This is a genomic window from Bradyrhizobium sp. NBAIM03, assembly GCF_020194055.1.
Lineage (GTDB): Bacteria > Pseudomonadota > Alphaproteobacteria > Rhizobiales > Xanthobacteraceae > Bradyrhizobium > Bradyrhizobium yuanmingense.
Genome location: NZ_JADYVS010000021.1, coordinates 1 through 18,928, shown reverse-complemented (window position 1 = coordinate 18,928; position 18,928 = coordinate 1). Strand labels below are relative to the sequence as shown.

At 60.5% G+C, this 18,928-nt stretch carries 12 protein-coding genes and 1 pseudogene; 9 read left to right on the top strand and 4 right to left on the bottom strand.

Annotation, left to right across the window (positions count from 1 at the left end):
- Positions 1–239 precede the first annotated feature (239 nt).
- From I6F21_RS26775 to I6F21_RS26755, 5 genes and pseudogenes are all read left to right on the top strand, one after another.
- Positions 240–1,232, top strand: coding sequence for a Wadjet anti-phage system protein JetA family protein (locus I6F21_RS26775; RefSeq protein WP_225183714.1), 993 nt, complete (start codon positions 240–242; stop codon positions 1,230–1,232).
- Positions 1,222–1,860: a DUF4194 domain-containing protein gene (locus I6F21_RS26770; RefSeq protein ID WP_225183713.1), complete on the top strand. Its 639-nt coding sequence runs from the start codon at positions 1,222–1,224 to the stop codon at positions 1,858–1,860. The genes I6F21_RS26775 and I6F21_RS26770 overlap by 11 nt, the downstream gene beginning before the upstream one ends.
- Entirely contained in the window at positions 1,857–5,291 is a 3,435-nt protein-coding gene (locus I6F21_RS26765; protein ID WP_225183712.1) for an SbcC/MukB-like Walker B domain-containing protein, read from the top strand. The genes I6F21_RS26770 and I6F21_RS26765 overlap by 4 nt, the downstream gene beginning before the upstream one ends.
- Before the next feature lie 2 nt (positions 5,292–5,293).
- Positions 5,294–6,463 carry a Wadjet anti-phage system protein JetD domain-containing protein gene (locus I6F21_RS26760; RefSeq protein WP_225183711.1) on the top strand — a complete coding sequence of 390 codons (1,170 nt, stop codon included), beginning with the start codon at positions 5,294–5,296 and terminating at the stop codon, positions 6,461–6,463.
- Positions 6,464–7,390: 927 nt separating this feature from the next.
- Positions 7,391–7,516, top strand: a pseudogene (locus I6F21_RS26755) (integrase core domain-containing protein); the annotation flags it as partial.
- Between the two features lie 211 nt (positions 7,517–7,727).
- Here I6F21_RS26755 and I6F21_RS38705 read toward each other — a convergent pair.
- Positions 7,728–8,213 (bottom strand): hypothetical protein, encoded by a 486-nt coding sequence (locus I6F21_RS38705; RefSeq protein WP_249787552.1) that lies wholly within the window; start codon positions 8,211–8,213, stop codon positions 7,728–7,730.
- A 185-nt stretch (positions 8,214–8,398) separates the two neighbouring features.
- Positions 8,399–8,785 carry a hypothetical protein gene (locus I6F21_RS26745; protein ID WP_225183710.1) on the bottom strand — a complete coding sequence of 129 codons (387 nt, stop codon included), beginning with the start codon at positions 8,783–8,785 and terminating at the stop codon, positions 8,399–8,401.
- Positions 8,786–9,994: 1,209 nt separating this feature from the next.
- Here I6F21_RS26745 and I6F21_RS26740 point away from each other — a divergent pair.
- Positions 9,995–11,293: a glycosyl hydrolase family 28 protein gene (locus I6F21_RS26740; RefSeq protein ID WP_225183709.1), complete on the top strand. Its 1,299-nt coding sequence runs from the start codon at positions 9,995–9,997 to the stop codon at positions 11,291–11,293.
- Between the two features lie 214 nt (positions 11,294–11,507).
- A complete protein-coding gene (locus I6F21_RS26735; protein ID WP_225183708.1) occupies positions 11,508–12,545 on the top strand; it encodes a pectinesterase family protein in 1,038 nt (345 codons plus the stop codon).
- Between the two features lie 322 nt (positions 12,546–12,867).
- Here I6F21_RS26735 and I6F21_RS26730 read toward each other — a convergent pair whose 3' ends face one another.
- Positions 12,868–13,005: a hypothetical protein gene (locus tag I6F21_RS26730; RefSeq protein WP_225183707.1), complete on the bottom strand. Its 138-nt coding sequence runs from the start codon at positions 13,003–13,005 to the stop codon at positions 12,868–12,870.
- A gap of 215 nt (positions 13,006–13,220) precedes the next feature.
- Entirely contained in the window at positions 13,221–15,047 is a 1,827-nt protein-coding gene (locus tag I6F21_RS26725) for an NEL-type E3 ubiquitin ligase domain-containing protein (RefSeq protein ID WP_225183706.1), read from the bottom strand.
- A gap of 687 nt (positions 15,048–15,734) precedes the next feature.
- Between I6F21_RS26725 and I6F21_RS26720 the strand changes: the two genes are divergently transcribed.
- Together I6F21_RS26720 and I6F21_RS26715 are read left to right on the top strand one after the other, a co-directional pair.
- Positions 15,735–17,474, top strand: a complete 1,740-nt coding sequence (locus tag I6F21_RS26720; RefSeq protein WP_225183705.1) for an NEL-type E3 ubiquitin ligase domain-containing protein — start codon at positions 15,735–15,737, stop codon at positions 17,472–17,474.
- 728 nt (positions 17,475–18,202) lie between these two features.
- On the top strand, positions 18,203–18,340 hold the full coding sequence (locus I6F21_RS26715) for a nucleotidyl transferase AbiEii/AbiGii toxin family protein (protein WP_225183775.1): 138 nt from the start codon (positions 18,203–18,205) through the stop codon (positions 18,338–18,340).
- Positions 18,341–18,928 lie beyond the last annotated feature (588 nt).

The following is an 18,928-nucleotide window of genomic DNA, read 5'->3' as shown; positions in this document are numbered from 1 at the left end:
GCGTCGCCATCTCAGCATGAAGTCGGGCCCAGGAGCCGCGTCATTGACCTTGTTCCGCCATTTGCATGACGACGCGTTTCTAGCTTTTTCGCGCGATCACAAGCACCTGTACGCGGCGTGTCTGCTCGACCTCCATGAACGCTTCTTTTCAGGCGCCCCGTCGTTCCCGACGCCGCAGCAGGTGGTCCACGCCATCTACGACGTCATGCGCGCCAACCCCGTCCTCTGGAACGAGGGCGATGATTTCGGCGTCGGCCTTGCGGATCCGGCGGCGTCCCGCCGAGATCATTTCCGGCAGGCTGGCCGACCTGAAGCGCGTCCGACGGACCGTCATGGAGTCGAAAACCGTCGCTACCCGGCTGGAAGCCTTTTTCGAGGAGTTCGTCGACCAGCTCCTGTTGAAGGATTTCGAGTCCATCCTCACCGTCAACCATCCGTACCGCTTCCGCGACGCCATTGTCGACCTCGCGCGGAGGATCTCCTACACCCCGGAAACCATGCAGGTCCTCGCCGAGGAGTACACAGCTTCGAGCATGGCAGCCGACATCGAGGACGGTCGAATGGCCGCGGCCGACGACCTGCTGGCCATCGAAAGCATCTTCGATCAGATCGGGGAGATGTTCGATAGGATCGAGGCCTTCCGCAGGCAGCTCGAAGCCCGGGTCCGCAACACCATTAAGTACGCCGAGCGGGGCGGGCAGGGACTCGTCGGCCGAGCCGGCGACCTGGTGCGGCGCCTGGATGCCCTACTGCGGGACGGCAGACACAACAAAGCGACAATCGAATGGAGCATCGAGCCGCTGCGGTCCCCCTGGTCGGAGCACCATCAGGCGACGGCCAGGCAACCACGCCGTCTCGTCGAAGCAAGGGAGCTCTCCGAGCCGCCGTCGGATCCGCTGTACGAACTGCGCAAGAAGCTCCGCCTCGAGTATATCGCGCGTATCGCACCCCGCCCCGAGGATGTCAGACGATTCCTCGAGGGCCAGGTGCCGCCATTCGCGACCAGGGAAGCCCGCTTCATGGAAATCGGTACCGTGGACGACTTTCTCGCCTTCGATTGCGCCCGCCGCTACGCCCTGACGGGCGAGGTTCCGGCGCAGGTCGCGGCCGGCTTTGAACTCGAACCGTGCCCCGACACGCCACCACACGACAGCGAATGGCTCCGTTGCGCAAACTTCCTGGTCAAGCGATCGGGCGCACTCCGGAAGGCGAGGGCGGCTCATGCTCAGTGAATTCGAAAACGTCGAGCGCTCCTTCGGCGCGGAAAAGGCAGCCGACCTCCGCAAAGCGCTGCACTTCCTACTACGGCGGCAGTTCGTGTTCGCGGGAGACCCCCGGACCGGGACAGTCTACAACACGATCATGGATGGCCGCTTCCGCGACGTGGTCGACGGCTTCTTCGATAGTTGCGGATACCGCGTCCACCGCGATCCGGAGGCGCAGTGGTCCGGCATCGTCGCCATGGACGAGGACGTGCCGCTGCCCCGGATGAAGCTCGACGAAACCATCGTGATGCTAGTGCTGGCGGCATACTGGCAGCAGGAGGTGAACGTCGGAGCAGTCGAGGACCGGGCCGTCGTTGTCGCCACCTTGAACGACCTGTTCGACCGGTACCGAGAGATGGCGCAACATGGCGGCGGAGGCGCGATCTCGGCCGCCCGTTTCCGTGACGTCCTGCGCGAGGCCGCCCAACGCAGTTTGGTCGAGATCGGTGATTTTGACGACGAGCAGCAGGACTGCGAGATCAGGATCCGCCCGATGATCAAGCTGATCAGTGGCGGCGATGCCCTCCAACGGCTTGAGCGCTACGTCCGTAGCGAGGAGGCGCGGTTTCCGCAGCCCGCAGGAGACGAGGCATGATGGAGCTGCGACACCTCACGATGGTGAACTGGCACCTGTTCGACGTAGCCGACATCGACGTGACAGGACACGTCGGGGTGCTGGGCGAGAACCGGTCCGGCAAATCGACGATCCTCGACATGGCACAGGTCGTCCTCACCGGCGGGAGCCGGCGGTTCTTGCGCCTGAACGCGGTCGCCGGCGATAGCGGAAAATCGCGCAGCGGCTCGAAGCGCAGCGTCGTCGATTACTGCCTTGGGACGCTCGGCGAAGACCAGCGCCGGCGCGACGAGGCGCGCACCTACATCGCGCTCGGTTTCGAAGATACGGAAGGCGCCCGGCCACCGGTCACGATCGGCATGGCGCTCGAGGCGCGCAAATCCGACAGCAGGGAGACTGTGCTGGCACTGTTCGTCGCCGTCGGGACCGTTCTGAGCTCCAACGATTTCATCGAGCAGCGAGGAAAGTCGCAATTCCCGGCGCAGTGGGAGGACGTGCGCGCCCGGATCGTTGCGGCGGTCGGCGAAGGCAACTTCGTCAATCATCGCGACCGGGCGAGCGACTACGTCCGCGAGTATATGCGCCATCTTCTGCCGCATTCGCCCTATGGTGAGCAGAACGCCAGCGCCCTGCAGAAATCAATCGTCAACGCGATGACGCTCGACCACAACCAGACGGCGACGCAGTTCGTGCGGAACTACATCCTCGAGGACAGTCCGATCGGCATCAAGGAGCTGCGCGAGTCGATCCAGACATACCGCAACATCAGCGAGACCATCCGGAAAATGCGCCTCAGGCTCGAAGCCCTAAGGGCGCTTCGGGGCGTCCTCGCCGCGCTTGAAGAGGCGCTCGAGACCAAGTTCAGGGAGGAGTGGATCGCAAAACGCGGGACTTGGCTCGCGGCGCGGGCGACAAACCTGGACTTCAAGACCAAGCGGCGTACCGAGATGGCGCGCCGGGACGCCGCAGCAAAAGAACTCGAATTCATCGACGACGACGTCAAGGCCATCGACAACGGGATCGAACGGCTCACGGCCGCGATCGCCGAGCACGATGCCAAGACCGGCAGAAAGTCCCTGCAGCAGACCGCCGATGTGGCCGGGCAGGCGGCGCACCGCGCCTCGGCGGACTTCAACGCTCGCATGGAGAACATCCGTCGCCTGGAGCCGCTACGCGCGATATGCGCGGACGGTTTCGAGGACTTCGTTCCTGCGCTTGACCGTCTTCTGACCGCCACCTCCGCGGCAGACATCGGGCGCGTCTCCGACGAGGTCACCGCGGCCGAGAAGTCCTTCGCGGCAAGCGGCGCCAAATGGCTGCCGAAGATCGACGAAGCGCGTCAAACGATCATCGCGGAGCTTTCCGGGCTCCGAGGCCGGCGCGACGAGGTGCTCGAACGCATCCGACAGCACGCCGCCGGAGGGGCGCGCGCCTATCTTGGCGACGACACTGAACTCCTCTGCCGCAGGCTGCGGCAGAGGGAAATGGTCCCGCGCGTACTCTGCGACATCATCGACGTCGCCGAACCCGAGTGGGTAGGAGCCGCCGAGGCGCTCCTCGGCCGCGACCGGGAAGCCGTGTTCGTGGACAGAGCGGATATCAGCGCCGCCACGTCAATCTTCAAGGAAGGTCGCCGCGAGTTTCGCCATGCATCGCTAGTGAGCCTAAACAAGCTCGAGCAGTTCAGGGCCAAGCCGGAGCGCGGCACTTTTCCCTCCATCTTCCGGAGCCAGGATCCGGACGCGATGGCCTTCATCATGCGCCGCTACGGCAATGTCCGTCTCGCGGACACGCTCGACCAGTTCAACAGGCCCGGCCGGGCTATCATGAAGGACGGCCTCTACGACGACGGACTCGTCCGGAGCCATCGCTGGATCGAATCCTCGCAGCATAAGATCGGAAAGGCGGCCCAGGCGAACGCTCTGCGATCCCTGCAGGATCAGGCCGAGGAGCTGGGTCGGATCCTGACCGACAAGGGGAAGGAGGCCCATGCCGCGGAGCAGGCTGTTGCCGCTCTGAAGAACATCTGCGAGGAACGTAATGACCTCGCGGCTTGCGCGGCCGCTTTCGCGGCCGCGCAGACTGAGGTCGCTGAAGCTCAGGCCAGGCTCGATGCCCTCGATGGCGCGGGGGACGGCGGGCTTCGCGACAAAAAGAGGGCGCAGCAGAAGCTGAAGGAGAAGAGGCTGGAGGAGAGAAAGACGCAGCAGAAGGCGTTCGGCGAGCACGACGGCGAGGTCAGGTCGGCGGAGAGGAGGCTCGGAGAGGGCGAGAACGTGCCCGGCTCCGAACTCAACCTCAGGGTCGCGCGGTCGATATACCGCAAGTTCTTCTCACTCTACTCCACCGCGAAAGGCAGGGCCGTCTACCGCGACCGCCTCGATGCCGCAGCCCAAAAGGGCTTCGCGGAGAAACACCGGGCCATCGCCGAGAAGGCCTTGAAGGATGCGGACGCGTCCGACAACGAGCGCGCCCGGATCGAGCGACGGGTCCGCGAGCTTCTTTACGATTACTTTGACCAGTTCGGGATGAGTTCGCAGGTCGGCGCGGAAAGCGAGCCGCTGCGGGAGGTGAAGCCGTGGATGGAGCAGCTCATCTCGGATATCGAATCCAACGAGCTGCGCCAGTACGAACGGCAGGCGCGGGAAGCGGCGGAGAAGGCGTCCACCCTGCTGCGCGGCGAGTTCATCAACGCGCTCACGGCCCGGATCGGAAAGATGGAGCGGGAGCTGCAATCGTTGAACCGTAGCCTCTACGCACATCCCTTCCATAACGAGCGATACTCATTCCACCGCACCCAGATGGTGGAATTCCAGCCCATCCTGAAGATCATCGAGATCGCCAAAACCTCTCCGGAGGCGCTCGATATGCTGTTCCGGGGCGACGTGCCCGATGACTTCCCGCACAAGGATACGATCGTCGCACTCGAGGCGCTGCTCGAGGACCCCGACAAGGATTTCACCCAGTTCGAGGACTACCGCAACTTCTACACCTTCGAGATCCACATGGAGGATGTGGCCACCGGCCGCTCGACCCGCTGGGAGCAGCGGCGCGGCACCGGGTCTGGCGCCGAACAGCAGGTGCCTATCTACGTTGCCATCGGCGCTTCGCTGGCCGCCGTCTACGGCAGCGCGGAGCGTCGTGCCGGCAAGCCTGCCGGTTTTGCCTTGGCCATGTTCGATGAGGCCTTCTCCAAGATGGACGGCAAGAACCAGCGGCAGATGATGAGCTTTTACAAAAACCTCGGCCTGCAGTTCGTGATCGCCGCGCCGTTCGAGAAGCGCGTCGCCGTGCTCGAGCACATGGACACCATCGTGGAGGTGGACCGGATCGGCGAGCAGTCCAGGGCTACCGTGGTGGAACTCAAAGAGAAGGCCAAGCGCGAACTCATGGCCATCGATCCGGACCTGATGTCCGAAGATGAGCTCGCCACCCGTCTGGCCGCCGAGTAGCCATGGCTCGGCGTTTCACGGATGCGCTCGGCCTGCTGAACGACCTGCTCAACCGCTTCGAGGCGGGGGCCGCAAGCCCGATCGCCCACCCGGACTACCCCGCCTTCCCATCAGTCGTCGCGGCGGACGCCTTCCTGAAACACATCAGGGAAGCCGAAAGTGCCGGCGCAGTCTCCCTTGGTTGGGGGCGCGGCCCCATGCGCGACCAAGTGGCACATGTGCGGCTGTCCTCGGCGGAGAACTTATACCGATATCTCGGCCGCACCCCGGCCTCACGCATCGCGGAGCATGCCGCCGTCCGGCTTGTAGCCGGAGTGGCGCTGCACGAGTCCCTGAAGAACAGCGGCTCTCAAATCGCAGAGGTGTGGGCGCGGGGTAAGACGTGGCACGGATTCGGCTCGTCCGACGTCGACACGCTGCGCCACGCATTCGTTCTCGCCCAGGCGATCCTCGACAACAAGCATCTGGACGTCGACTACAAAACTTTCTCGCGACGTACGGTGGGGCACAGCAAGATACTCGAGCGCATCGAGGGGGCCCTGGTCCGGCTTTTGAGCGGCATAATGGACTTTCCGCCTGGCGCCCGCCCCCGCGAGGCACTGCGAGCGATCGGGCTTGAGCGCTTCGCGCCGCCCCTGCTGATCGCGGGCAAGATCGACCTCGACGGAGCCGATCTTTCCAGGATATCTCCGCATTATCTCGGAATCACTCCCAAGGAGGCTGATCGCGTCCGGTTCCGGGAGCCGCCGGCCTACGTTCTAACGATCGAAAACTTCGCAAGCTTCAACCGGCACATCGCCGAGGCGGACCCCGGCCGATTAGGCACGACCATGTATGTCGGCGGGTACCCCTCGCTTGCCACCCAGCAGGCGCTGCGGACAATCGCAGGATTGGTATCCGAACAGACGCCGATCTTTCATTGGTCGGACATCGATCCGGACGGCACCTGGATCTTCCACACCATCGAGCGCGCCGTCGATCGACCGATCCGTCCCCACCTCATGAGCGTCGAAGTTGCCGAGCGTTTGGGACAAGTGCCGTTCAAAAAATCGGCACCCGCTCGATGTCCACCGGACTCCGGTATCGCAGCTCTGGCAGCGTACCTGGCCAAAGATGGAGCCAAGACGCTCGAGCAGGAAGAACTCGATCCAGTCCTGCCAGACTTTCATTAGAAAATGCGCGCGGACGCTCGTGGTTGCGGCTTTGGCCGTCTCGCTCAGGACGCCGTTTGTTTCAAGCGCGACAACAACACCGCCTGCAACTACGTGCTGCGGGAAAACCGACATCGTTTCTTCATAAAAACGCTCAACCGGCATTGGCATGCCGGTTGCTTGAAGATGTGACGAAACCACCTGTGACTATGATGCTCCTTCAGCATCCGGTCGAAGTATTCAGATGAAGCTTGCCCGCTTGATCGATGGCAGAGGTCCCCTGATGTGCTTTCCAAACCGTGCGCCTGCTTCGCGAACTCTGCGATCTCCAGGTCGCGCTCCGGTTTGCCGGGGAGAAGCCGATTGTCTTGTAAGGGGCTCGCAACGAATGGTGGTTCTCAACAAGAACGCCAACGTAAAGGCGTCCTCTGGACGATCGTTTGGCATCGCTTTAGCCCATGGCTCAGGGTGGGGCATGTGCGACATGCGGAGCGTGCATTCTTGAAGCTAGGTGCCGGCCTTGCATCGGCGCTTGCAGATGGTCAATGAGCTAATGCAGAACGATTCGGATGTTGAGAAAATACTCAGGCAACAGGACGAGCTCAAGGTCAAGCTGCTTCGCGCCCAATCGGTTGTCGCCGAATGTAAGGCAGGATTGGCGGATCTGGAGCGGAGGCTTGAGTGTCGAGCGGTCTCATCGTCGATCGATGAACGCCAGCACAACTCTGCGGCAAACAATTCAATACGTAAGGCACGACCGCCCAGATCGCGAAGCGTCGATGATCCGGTTGACCAGGATGCTGCCGTAGAGTTTTCGAGTCGATCATGGGACCGTTGAAAGCTGCCGCCGCGCACGTTGACGGCGACAGGTTTGGTCACGGACCTGGCGAAGATCTGCCGCAAGGCCGGGATCAGCCAGGCGACCTACTTCAACTGGAAGAAGCTGCGGACGCCCAGCAAAAAGTGGAGACTTGGCGCAGATGGTACAATGAAGAACGGCCCCATGGGGCAATCGGAAATCGACCACCGCTTTTGCTGCACACCCACGTCGGCGCAACCAGCCCGCCAACGTGACAGAGGCGCAAAACTCTAGTTCTGAGTGGTCCAAACTTCGGTCTCGCTGCAAAAACCCCGAGACTCTAACTGCGGCTGGATGAAAAGCAATGGCAGGTCACTCCTTCGTCAAGCTAATCGCTGTCGCTCAGGGATGCTGCTCATGCACCCTTGAAGCACGACTCAACTTTCAGGAAAAGTGGGGACTACGCTAGGCCAATGCCACGGCTATTCATGTATTCGCCACTATCGAAAACATGGACAACAAACGCTCTAAAACGCAGTGCTTGGACCATCTCGCGCCAGCTCTCGTGGGGGCATCGCATCCCGGCTTGGTTCGGTCCGCGCCAAGATGTCGAAGTCCAAGGGGTAAGATTTTTAAGCGGGGCGGCGGCAAAGGCGGTGGGATGCCCCGGGTCATCGCACCCGGTTTAACCGGAAAAACGAACTTCAATCCGTGCACCACAAAATTATGAAGATTGCGGCGGTTAGGCTTTGCGTGGCCGGATTCCCGATCTTTGACCGCAAGTCCCGACGAAAGGCTCCGGTTGATCGAGGCATTGACCTCTGTCTTGCTGATACCAAGGGCTGATTCCAGGCTGCGTACTGAGTAAGGGTCATCGTGATACGCAGCCTCCCCAGGATGCGCATCGCCCTCATTTTTGGCCTGTTCAAGGCTCACGAGCTTCAGCAATACAACAAGGACTTGACCTTTCATACAAATTCGCTTCCGTCCTTTGTCCTAGGACTAAGGACAAGACCATATGGCGGGCCTTTCAGGGATAGAACGTACTGCTTGGTGGCCGACGAGGGGAGATCTGCCGCCCCTCCTGGTAGCATCTTCGATTTGCAGTTACTTCAAATTGTTGCTGCCTCAGGTCTGCCCTTGCCGGTCAGCCGAATTCATATGCCCAACCGGCCCGCCAGCGTTTCTAACGAATCCATAACCGCTCCCTTGAGCGAGGCGGAGGCACCCGTGTGGATGTCTAGCAATACATCGAGTGCGGTTTGCGTGCCGTGCGCAGCGATCATAGAGACGGCTCTGGAGGCTCCGTTGTGGAACATCGGGCGACCACTCTCTCGAGAATGGAAGTGGCAGAAGATGCTGTCTTTCACGCAACTCGTCAGTGCATGCCCGTGTGCTGCCGTGTCAGAAACTAGAAGATCAATATCGTTCGAACCAAGCACCTGCTTCAATCTTCGCTCGATCGCCGACAAGGCGGCCTCGGATCCGAATCGCGCAAATCCCTCGGCCAAGTTTAGCCCGTCGATCCGTTCATAGTCTTCCATGGCCGCCCAGTCCTGGTTCCCGGGGCGAATGCGATCCGGAGCCGGCTGTAGCCTCGTCAGCTTCTCGAAAGATTCTCCGAGTACGGACTAACCCACTGATGTGATCCTGGACGGGAGACTGGCATGGACTCGCACAATTTCGAGATATCCAACACAGGACCTCCGCCATCGGTACAGCACGCCGTCAGACGATCAGCAGCCGAACCAGCCGGTAGAAGACGCCTTTGAGCAGCGATTGGATGCGGCGCGCGGGAACGGTTCCGCTGGCCTTGCCCGACGCCTCGGCCGCAAACCGCCGCCGAATGTGTCGCGCGGATTTTGATTACATTCACGAGATGATGAGCGGCGTCAGTGCTCGACAAAAACTGTCACGGCGACTGCTGAGAAGTATCTTCAAATGCTTTACAAGGTGGCGCGTTTCCCCGGCGAGCGCGACCAGTCACTCGAAGCCAGTGATGACAATGCACGAAATCGGCTCTCTAACACCGTGTTCAAGGAGAACAAACACGTAGGTATGGCTTTGCGGGCGCTTCAAGAACAGCGAGGAGGTTCATCAGCAGTCAAGGTCAGGCGCGTGCGGGCTGCGGCTTCGGCGAGGTGTCGGGTGCACACCCGTGGCTCCCACTGAGGCGATCTGGCAGCGGCTAAGTGACGAGGCCCAATCGGAGCGCCGCGGATCGCCTTCGACAGCTCCTAGCGTCAGCGGCGGTGAACAGTCGATTTCCTTAACCCCGCGAGCGCTCGACCTCGATCTTGCCGCCGTGAAAGCCGATCGCCCCGCGTTCGTCCAACGACGTGTCGCTACAAATGTTGCGGTGCGCCCTCCTGGCTGAACGGCAGCTTCGGTGGTCAGGTGACCGTGGGCGCTCCTGTCAATTCTTGTAGTGCGGCTCTTCGATCAAACGTCGATCCGACGCAGCGTCCGGATTCACGCGCAGTTGTTGATGCCGAAAATCGGGGCCGGTTGGGCACTCTCTCAGTGTGAGAACGCTGAGAAGCTGTTTGGATTTTGGACTATCGCACAACGCTTCGTCTTGTTCGCGCATAGGCAAGGTGCTGCTGCGCAATCGTAAGGTTCAGGCCTCTGCTGCGTCTTATAAATGTCATCTTGCGCGGGCCAGTGACGCGCGCGACGGCTCGATCGAGCCAGCGCTCAATACCAGAAAAGGCACGCGCCAAACGTGGGCGTGACAAAGCACGAGCAGGTCAATGACAAAGCGTTTTCGCAGCTGGGCCGTATTATCCATACTCGCCTCCATGGTTGTCTGCCCCGCCGCAAAAGCGCAAGACCGCCGGACTATCGCCGAACCTGTTGCACCTCAGACGGTCTGCGATCGCCCTGTGCCTTCCGGCAAGAACGATACAGTTAGCCTACAGGACGCCATTCAACATTGCCCCGATGGCGCTGCAGTTTATCTTGGGCGCGGCGAGTTTCACTCAGGTCCACTCGAGATGAAATCGGGCGTGACCTTATGGGTCGGACGCGGTGCGACACTGATCGCCATCCCCGAACCTGCTGCTTACGACAAGGGCCTCGGACAATGTGGTCGCATTGCAGAAAAGGGCGACGGTTGCCGGCCATTCATCAGCTTTTCTAAAACGCGCGGCGGCGGCATCTACGGAGAGGGCATCATCGATGGTCAGGGCGGCGCAATGATCGGCGGCGGCGCGGAAACCTGGTGGCAGCTAGCCCGCCGCGCCCAAGCCCAGGGCGGCAATCAGAACGCCCCACGCTTGATCCAGGTCGATCATGCGCTGGACATCACGTTCTCTCGTGTCACCTTGCGCAACGCTGCCAATTTTCATGTCGCGATGAACCGGGTTGAAGGTGCCACGTTTTGGGGCCTCACGATCGATTCGCCGGCGGATGCCCGCAACACCGATGGCATCGATCTTGGCGCCAGTCAGGATGTGACCATCACCCACAGCGTGATCCGTACCGGTGACGACAACGTTGCAATCAAGGCCGGCGACAATGGCTCAAGCAGCCATATCTCGATCATTGATAATTATTTCGGCTGGGGGCATGGCATGTCGATCGGCAGCGAGGTGAATTCCGGGGCCAGAGACATATTGGTGCGTAATCTGACGCTGGATGGTACGACGTCGGGCCTGCGCATCAAGAGCGATGTTAGTCGAGGCGGTCTGGTCGAGGGCGTGACTTATGAGTACGTGTGCCTGCGGGGCAACCGGTGGCCGCTGGCCTTCGATACAAAATATGATCCGCGCGCTCAAGGCACGAGGATTCCGGTCTATCGGCAAATCGTTCTCCGTCATGTGCATGGCGACACTGGTGTGCTGCTGATGCGCGGCGTAGACGAGCGGCATGCCCTGGACGTGACACTCGAAGATGTCCGATTCGCCAATTCCGCGACTTGGCAACTTGAACATGCGAAGGTCACCGCAAATCACTCTGACGTATGGCCCCCGCTGCCCGGACGAGCTACACAACCGCTGCTGCGCGGATCGGAGGTATGTTCCAGGGCATTCCGCGACGGCAATCAGTAAGCACTACACCCGGCACCGAACTCAGATGGTGAGTTCCGCATCTGAGGCCAAGATTACTGTACACGGTCGGCCTCATGTCCCGAGTTGGTTGCAATTTGGCGAGGGTTTTGCAGGGCCGAAAATGCCAAGGTGACGAGCAGGTTCTGATTTGGCGTTGAAAATCTCGTGTCGATGCGCGGCGACTATCCCGCTGAGAAACGAAGTGTGAGATCACATGCGAATTTTCATTTCCGCCGCTGCACTTCTGGCGGGATGTTTCTGCATCTCGGCAGCGTACGCTCAGGCACTATCGGTGTCGCATGCCGGAACTGCAGACTATCACTCCTTGCAGCAAGCCATCGACGCGTTGCCGGCGGAAGGCGGAAATATCCGGATCGCGCCGGGCGTCTATCGCGAGAAGGTCAAAATCTCCAAATCCGGTATTCATATCGAAGGGACTGGCAGGAAGCCGGAGGATACGGTCATTGTGTATGGCGACGGCGCGATCAATGTAGGAGGAACCGCCCGTTCGGCGACGCTGGATGCCGCCGGCGATGACTTCCGGCTCGAGAATCTGACCATCCAGAACGACTACGCCCTCGATCCGGCCAATCCACCCTCGCAGGCGGTAGCGCTGTCCGTTACCGGAGATAGGGACGTCATTACGCGTGTCCGTCTGCTCGGCGCCCAGGACACGCTGTTTGCGGGCAAGGGACCAAACGGCAGAATGTCACGACAATACTTCTCGAACTGCTACATCGAAGGGCATGTCGATTTCATATTTGGCAACGCCAAGGCCTGGTTCCGGCAATGTGAGCTGCACGGCCTCGCCAATCAAGCGGTCATCTATACCGCTCAGAGCAAGGCAATGCCGGATGAGGACAGTGGCTATGTTTTTGATCATTGCAGGCTGAGTGCCGACCCTGCTGCTCGCTACATCGCACTTGGCCGCCCCTGGCGCCCCTATGCCACAGTGGTCTTCCTGTCGGCGAAGATAGATGCCCCCGTCACCGCGGAAGGGTGGCGCGAATGGACCCCCGGCAAGACCAATACGTTGAGGACAAGCTATTATGCTGAATACAGATCCTTCGGCGTCGGGGCTAACCCCTCAGGCCGCGAGCCTCATTCCCATCAGCTGACAGAGGGCGAAGCTGCGAGATGGTCGCTGAGCGTGTTCTTCGGGGGTGTCACAGATTGGCTGCCAACGACTCAGGATGAAACAAAGAGCAACGTTCACGGTGAAGGGGTTCGACGGCGATCCTCGGGTGAATGACGGGAGGAGAGCCTGATTGTGATGGAGAGTCTTGTACAGCAACCCAACTGCCGCCGGAGTCACACCGACAGAAGGGGCAGGCGCGACGATCTCATCGGTTCGCGGTCCGCCCACAGCGCCCGCTCCAGCTCGCAGATCATCTTGTCCGTTTTCGGCGGATCAGTGTCGGCAAGCTCTACGGACCGTCACGTCGGCATCGTCGTCATCGCTTGGGAACGGCTGATTTTCTTGCTCAGCGCCTGCGCAGATCTCCGGAGAACGAAGTGCGCTGATGCTTCGCGGCTATCTTCGTTCGGTCAGTGATGGTCAGGCCCCTCGTAGCTCAGCCAGCAGCCGGCGCCTCGATCAGCCGATACGCGCGGTGCAAGTACGGTGCAGTCCGGCGTTCTTCCATGCCGGCTTCGAAGCCGTACAAACGCGCGTATCGGCTCTCCGATTTCGACAATTTGCCCGTATCCATGCGGCCCTCGATAGCAGCCGACGATCATCCGCCTCATCGCGAGATCGGCCATCGTCGCTTTCGGGAAACACCCGCTGGAACGAGTCGAGCAGCGCCGGTTTTTAGATCGGCGCCGCTCCGCTTGCTGCGCATCACGTGAAGGCTCTCGGGCACAAACCGGCGCACCAGAGGGAAACTGTAGCAGGAATTAACAGCCTCCTGCAGCAAAGCTGGCTTCACAGGGTGAGGCCGAGATCATTGAGCACCTTGTCTCTTAGAGCGCCCTTGATCTCACGGGCGATCTCTTTGCGAACTGCGGCACCCAACACTCGCTTGGCATCTTCGACGAGGCCAGCTTCAGCCCCGGTCAGGCCTTGATCGGCGAGCTGTTGCTCCATTCGGCTGTCGAACTCCTTTCCCATTGCACCAATGAGCTGGTCCTGCGTCTTGGCATGCTCTTCAGGTGCGATGCGGCGAATCACATCGTCCCAAGGCTGCCAATCCATTGCCAAATAGTCGGCAAATTCCGCCGCCTCCCTGTTCCGCACGGATGTCTCTGCGCTGTCAACGTCAGAGTCGGTAACGCCGGAAACTTCAAAGAAGCGCATGTCCGGCGCGACGTGTTGTAGTCCCAGCCGCTCGCGCAGTTTGTTCTGATAGGCAAGAAAGACTTCAACGGCGTCGATGTCTTCTACGTTGTCGACCGAGGCGAGCGAGTGAGCCTTATCGCGCGCGATCGCCTCGAGCGCGTCCATGCGGAACATGACGCGCCCCAATTCGACGAGATCGGCAAGCCGTGCCTTGTTGTCATAGAGGCCGTTCTCGACTTCCGCGATGAGGCGCGCGGTCTGCATTCCGTTCCAGGTTAATGTTCTGCGGTCCTCGCAGCTCTGGTTGGCATCCCATGCCAGTTGAAAGTACTGGGCACGCAATTGCGGGTTTTTTGCCGCCTGACGCAGATCATTGGCCACCGATTGCCGGAACCCTTCATTGCCAGAGCTGACGGACTCGAACAGCTTGGCGAGGAAAAGCCCGTATTCCCGAGCGCCCGGCTCTTCTGCAAAGTTCTGCCAAGCGGCAAGCACCTCCCGATCGACCTCCTGTGGATTGCCCTTCAGCCATTCTGCAACTGTTTCAGCGAGAGCGTCCGCCTGCTCATCGTCTGTCCCGGACGATTCACTTTCGTCGTCGTGCGAAAGGTGGACAGTCGGGCCGACATAATCCTCCGCGCTTAGGATTGTACTCAGGTTCGCCAGGACCTGCTCAGACAGCGGATTTTCAGTCAGAACTAGGGTGCCATCATCGCCCAAGGCCGTCAGCAGGTCCTCGGGCAGACTCGTCAAACGGTTTTGGCTTACGTCGAGAAACCGGAGCGAAGCTGGGAGAGCCGGCGGCAGATCCGTCAGTTGATTTTGGCTTACGTCGAGATATTCGAGCATAGCAGGGAGCGCCGCCGGTAGACTCGTCAGCTGATTGTGGCTGATGTGGAGAAATTGGAGCGAAGCAGGGAAGGCGTCGGGTAGGTTCAGCAGCCGATTGTGGTTGGCGCAAAGAAATTGGAGCCCGGCAGGCAGGACGGCAGGTAGGCTCTCCAGCCGGTTCGAGTTCACGTCGAGGCCTCTGAGCCCGCCCGGAAGCGGGGGCAGGCTGCTCAGCTGATTGCCACTGACATCAAGACGCTGGAGCGAAGCGGGGAGTTCGTCAGGCAGATTGGTAAGCCGGTTGAAGGGCACATCGAGCACGACAATTTCGCTTGGAAGTCTGGGCAGACTGGTAAGGGACAGCGACTGGAGATCCAGCATGGCGTCTTCACCCAGAGCATTGACCCGCCTTGCCGCTTCGTCCCGGTCCTCGAGAGGACCCACGTGCGGTTCAGCAGCCCAATTCTCGAGCGCCTCGTCTTGTTCGGCCGCCGCATGGGTTGAATGCCCGGAGTTTGCTGCGAAGCCCGTCACGAAAGCATCCCATTGTGCCGCCCCCCGGCCTTCCGCCCCATCTTGTTGGGAAGATGCAGAAGGAGTGCCTCCGCCGCGCCGAATCTGTCCTGCCTCAAAAGGATCCATTCCACTCCCCTTACGACACTGAGCCAACCCAGCCCATGACAACACGCTCTAGGACCTAGGACACTTATCTTTCGACAAGCTGACAGCCCTATCGCAAGGGCAACGATGGCACCAAAGCCGGCAGAAGTCGGTAAAACGATTTGGAGCAAGAAATTGATCGCGGTCGCGGGTAGTTATCTCCCGTGCGCAGCAGCACTTAAACGCCGCGCCGCAGCGCGCCGATGGTGGGATATCTCAATGGCAGGCAAATGAAGCCTTTTCGGCCGAGTGCGTGAAAGACGAAGAGCGGCAGTCGCTCGAACGCTCAACTCCGCGGGGGTCCTTTCACCTGCCAACCCAATCGGTGCCACGCTGGTCTTTGCCACTGGTGATAAACCGAGCGACTTGGATGTTCTGCAGCGAGGCTCGTCAGCTAATCGACAGGTGACCGTGCTAGGGGCAGAACGCTTTCGCGTTGGCGGTCCTCCGGATCTGTCCGCCCAACGAAATGGCAGCAAACGTTGCAGCAGCATTGATCCATTCGCCGCCTCCAACTCGTGTGAAGCTGTACCGCTTCGACCAGGAGGGGGGCGCCCCGACCCACGTGCGCTCGCTCGAATGATTATTGTGGCAGCGGGCAACCTCCTGCTTCGTAGCCTTGCGCAGCGGCAGGCGTATTCTTCAAGTTTCTGGCGAGGGAGAAAGTTGATGGACATAGGACAGGCACAGCGGAGCGCAGGTTCCGCCCCGGATACTTTTGAAGAAGGGGAGCGGGAAAGCTACCTCGGCGGCTTCAATCGTGCCGTGGCGAATTTGGTCGAAACCTTGACAGGGTATCGGACCCCAGCCTCCGCGCGCGCGCAGATCCTGGACAATTGGGTTGCCGAAGAGGGGCAGGGCGAAGCCGAGAATAGGCGACAGGGGCGCCGACGAATCAGGAATTCGGATAACACAGGTTCGCACTCGCTCGATTTGTCCTCCCTCTCGCTGACCGCTCTGCCTGCCGCGCTGCCGCCAAGGTTGCTGGAACTGCGCGCCAGGCACAACGAGCTAAGCAGCCTGCCCGCTATATTCCCACCCGGTCTCCAGCATCTTCTCATTAGCCATAATCGCTTGACCAGTTTGCCGGACGATCTTCCGGCAACCCTCTCTGAGCTGGAGGTCGCTGATAACAGGTTGACCAGTCTGCCGGCAAACCTTCCGGCCGGGCTGCAGATCCTGAACGCAAACGACAACCGGCTAACCAGCTTACCGGACGCTCTCCCGAGCGGGCTCACCGCGCTTGCGGTCAGTGGCAATCAGCTGACCGACATCCCCGAGTCCCTCCCCTCGTGGCTCATTGAACTCAATGTCAGCGGCAATCAATTGACCAACCTTCCCGACCCTCTTCCGAGCACGCTCCAATCACTCAATGTCAGCGGTAACCGGCTGACCGACCTGCCTGAAGGTGTTCTAGAAGCTCGTGTACCGCATAATAGCCTCTACTACCCGCATCTGGAGAGCCTCGACTTCTGGGATAACCCGCTGCCGGACGATGTTCTCGCTCTGGCGGCTGAAGCGCCACCGCAGCTTGCGCAGCAATCCCTGCATGAGGCTGCCGCACACTGGCTCGCAGACGACCCGGCCGCGCTGGGCGAATGGCAGCACTTTGCGGATGAGCCCGGCGCCCAAGACTACGCACAGTTCCTGGAGAGGCTGCGAGCCACTGTGAACTACGGCAATGACGGGTTTCGGCAGGCAGTGGCTGATGATCTGCGGCAGGCGGCCGCCAATCCGACATTGCGCGAGCAGTTCTTTGCGCAGGCTTCCGAGGCCAACGCGAGCTGCGAGGATCGTGTCACCTTGCACTGGAATGGTATGCAGACCGCGCGCCTCAACGCTGACGTCGAGGACGGGGTATATGACGATCGGCTTGGCGATCTGATCCAGCGCGGCCGTGTCGCCTTCCGCTTGGAGGCGTTGGACGAGATCGCGCGCGACAGGGTCAACTCGCTCGCCAACGGCAACCCGAACGTAGACGACATCGAAGTCTACCTGGCCTATCAACATCGGCTGCGCGAGCCACTGGAGCTCAGTCATGTCGCCCCTGACATGCGCTTCCTGGCGGTCTCTCACGTAAGCGAGGATGATGCGACGGAGGCGCTCAACCTGGTCCGGGGGCGGGAAGCAAGCCAGTTCACCGACTACATGGCAAGCCGCTGGCAACCCTGGGAGACGGTGCTGAGGCGCATCGCTCCGGACGAATATGAAGCGATGCAAGACCGGCTCGTCGAAGCCATGGGCGAGGAGTTTCAAACCCGCTTGGATCAGCGACTGGCCGAGCGTGGTCTTCTAGGCGATCCGGATGCCGAGCGGGTTCTCGGCGCCCAAGTCCGAAAGGAGATCGCTGGCGAGATCAAAGGCGAGGTCATGCACCGTGTGCTCGCAGAGCGCGGCCTGAAACTATGAGGCTCCCAAACCGCCGCAGAGATATTTATCATTGCTCTGCGGGCGATACGTAAAGATCGATCGTGAAGCCTCACCCATCGCTGCCAAGGTGCTTTTGCACCTTGGCAAGTGCGCTGCCGTCGATCAGGGCCTTTCGGTCTTGCCGAGCGACAAAAGTTCCCGCGCGCGAGGCGACGCGCATTTGCGTCGCGTCGAAAGCCGCTTCGGGATGAGAGCTCAGTCGGTCGAAAAGTTGTTCAGGAGACCAAGGCGCGCAGCGGTGAAATTATTGGTTGCGCAGGCGCTGGCTCAGCCAACCAACTCGGTTTGACGAGGTGGCTGACTGTTCGGCAGGTTTATTTGACTTCGGGGGCTTCCCGCGAGCTCCATCGTGGCAAGCAAGTTTTTCTAGTTCAAGCATGCACCGCGTTGGCAGCTTACGATGGCAAGCCGTCGTGCCGGTGAGGTCGTGCGCGCGCTCGAGCGCGGCGATCCCGAGACTGCACGAGAAACCTTTTGGTCCCTCAGTCAAAGACGAAGCCCGATTTAAGTGATCGAATCGAAGTCTGCCGGATCTTCATTGCCAACTCGGCTTGCGAGGCCCGTAAGCAAGCTGCGTGCTGGATAAACTTTTAAACCTATCCGATCCCGAGAGGCGCTCACCGTTACTGCTGCGAACTCAGGACGGCCTGCACATCTTCCCGAAAAACAATGTTTGGGTCGTTGACGCCTGAACGCGCTGGTGGCCACTGGGCGAGAATCTCGTCTTCAAGGGCGGAACGTCCCTTCCCGAGGCTTACGGCGCAGTTCGCCGGTTCCCGGACGACCTGGATCTCACATACGGCATTCGAGCAACAGCTCCGAACCTGGCGAAACACAATCGATGACAATTCGGTCCCTCAGAACTGCAGTGAAAGCAAAAACGGAACTCCAAGGCACGAGAACGCCTCCCGGTCTGCGTCGGGGAAAAGACGTTGTGTGTCATCAATGAACGCCTACAACAGGACAAGCTCACTATCAAAAATGATGCCAAGGACGACAAGATGCTCGTCACGTATGATCCATTGAGACTGGTAGCAGCTATGTGAGTCCCGCCGTAATGCTTGAATTCGGCGATCCACCGGCGACCAATTTCGTCGGCTCGAACACGAGACCGGCGAAGAGGTGCGGCAAAATTGGAACGACCCCGTCCGTCGTCAGGCGGGCGCCGATGCGACGCCGGTCTCGCGCGCAGCAATATCCTGATCTCGTCAGCTTTTTGAAAGGTTGCGGCTACAACAATCGAGAATCTGAACGAGCTGCTATCTCGCCGTAATCCAGGCCGTATGGATTGCTGCAGAGTCGATACAAACATGAGGAGAGCAGGATGGATCCGGTTGACCCATTCTTCGATTCGATCACTTAAATCGGGCTTCGTCTTTGACTGAGGGACCAAAAGGTTTCTCGTGCAGTCTCGGGATCGCCGCGCTCGAGCG

Bases quoted from the DNA above. Each gene is read 5' to 3' on its own strand.
- I6F21_RS26775 (WP_225183714.1), top strand. From the start codon at position 240: ATGATTTCGGCGTCGGCCTTGCGGATCCGGCGGCGTCCCGCCGAGATC.
- I6F21_RS26745 (WP_225183710.1), bottom strand. From the start codon at position 8,785: ATGGAAGACTATGAACGGATCGACGGGCTAAACTTGGCCGAGGGATTT.
- I6F21_RS26730 (WP_225183707.1), bottom strand. From the start codon at position 13,005: ATGGATACGGGCAAATTGTCGAAATCGGAGAGCCGATACGCGCGTTTG.
- I6F21_RS26760 (WP_225183711.1), top strand. From the start codon at position 5,294: ATGGCTCGGCGTTTCACGGATGCGCTCGGCCTGCTGAACGACCTGCTC.
- I6F21_RS26725 (WP_225183706.1), bottom strand. From the start codon at position 15,047: ATGGATCCTTTTGAGGCAGGACAGATTCGGCGCGGCGGAGGCACTCCT.
- I6F21_RS26720 (WP_225183705.1), top strand. From the start codon at position 15,735: ATGGACATAGGACAGGCACAGCGGAGCGCAGGTTCCGCCCCGGATACT.
- I6F21_RS26765 (WP_225183712.1), top strand. From the start codon at position 1,857: ATGATGGAGCTGCGACACCTCACGATGGTGAACTGGCACCTGTTCGAC.
- I6F21_RS38705 (WP_249787552.1), bottom strand. From the start codon at position 8,213: ATGAAAGGTCAAGTCCTTGTTGTATTGCTGAAGCTCGTGAGCCTTGAA.
- I6F21_RS26740 (WP_225183709.1), top strand. From the start codon at position 9,995: ATGACAAAGCGTTTTCGCAGCTGGGCCGTATTATCCATACTCGCCTCC.
- I6F21_RS26770 (WP_225183713.1), top strand. From the start codon at position 1,222: ATGCTCAGTGAATTCGAAAACGTCGAGCGCTCCTTCGGCGCGGAAAAG.
- I6F21_RS26735 (WP_225183708.1), top strand. From the start codon at position 11,508: ATGCGAATTTTCATTTCCGCCGCTGCACTTCTGGCGGGATGTTTCTGC.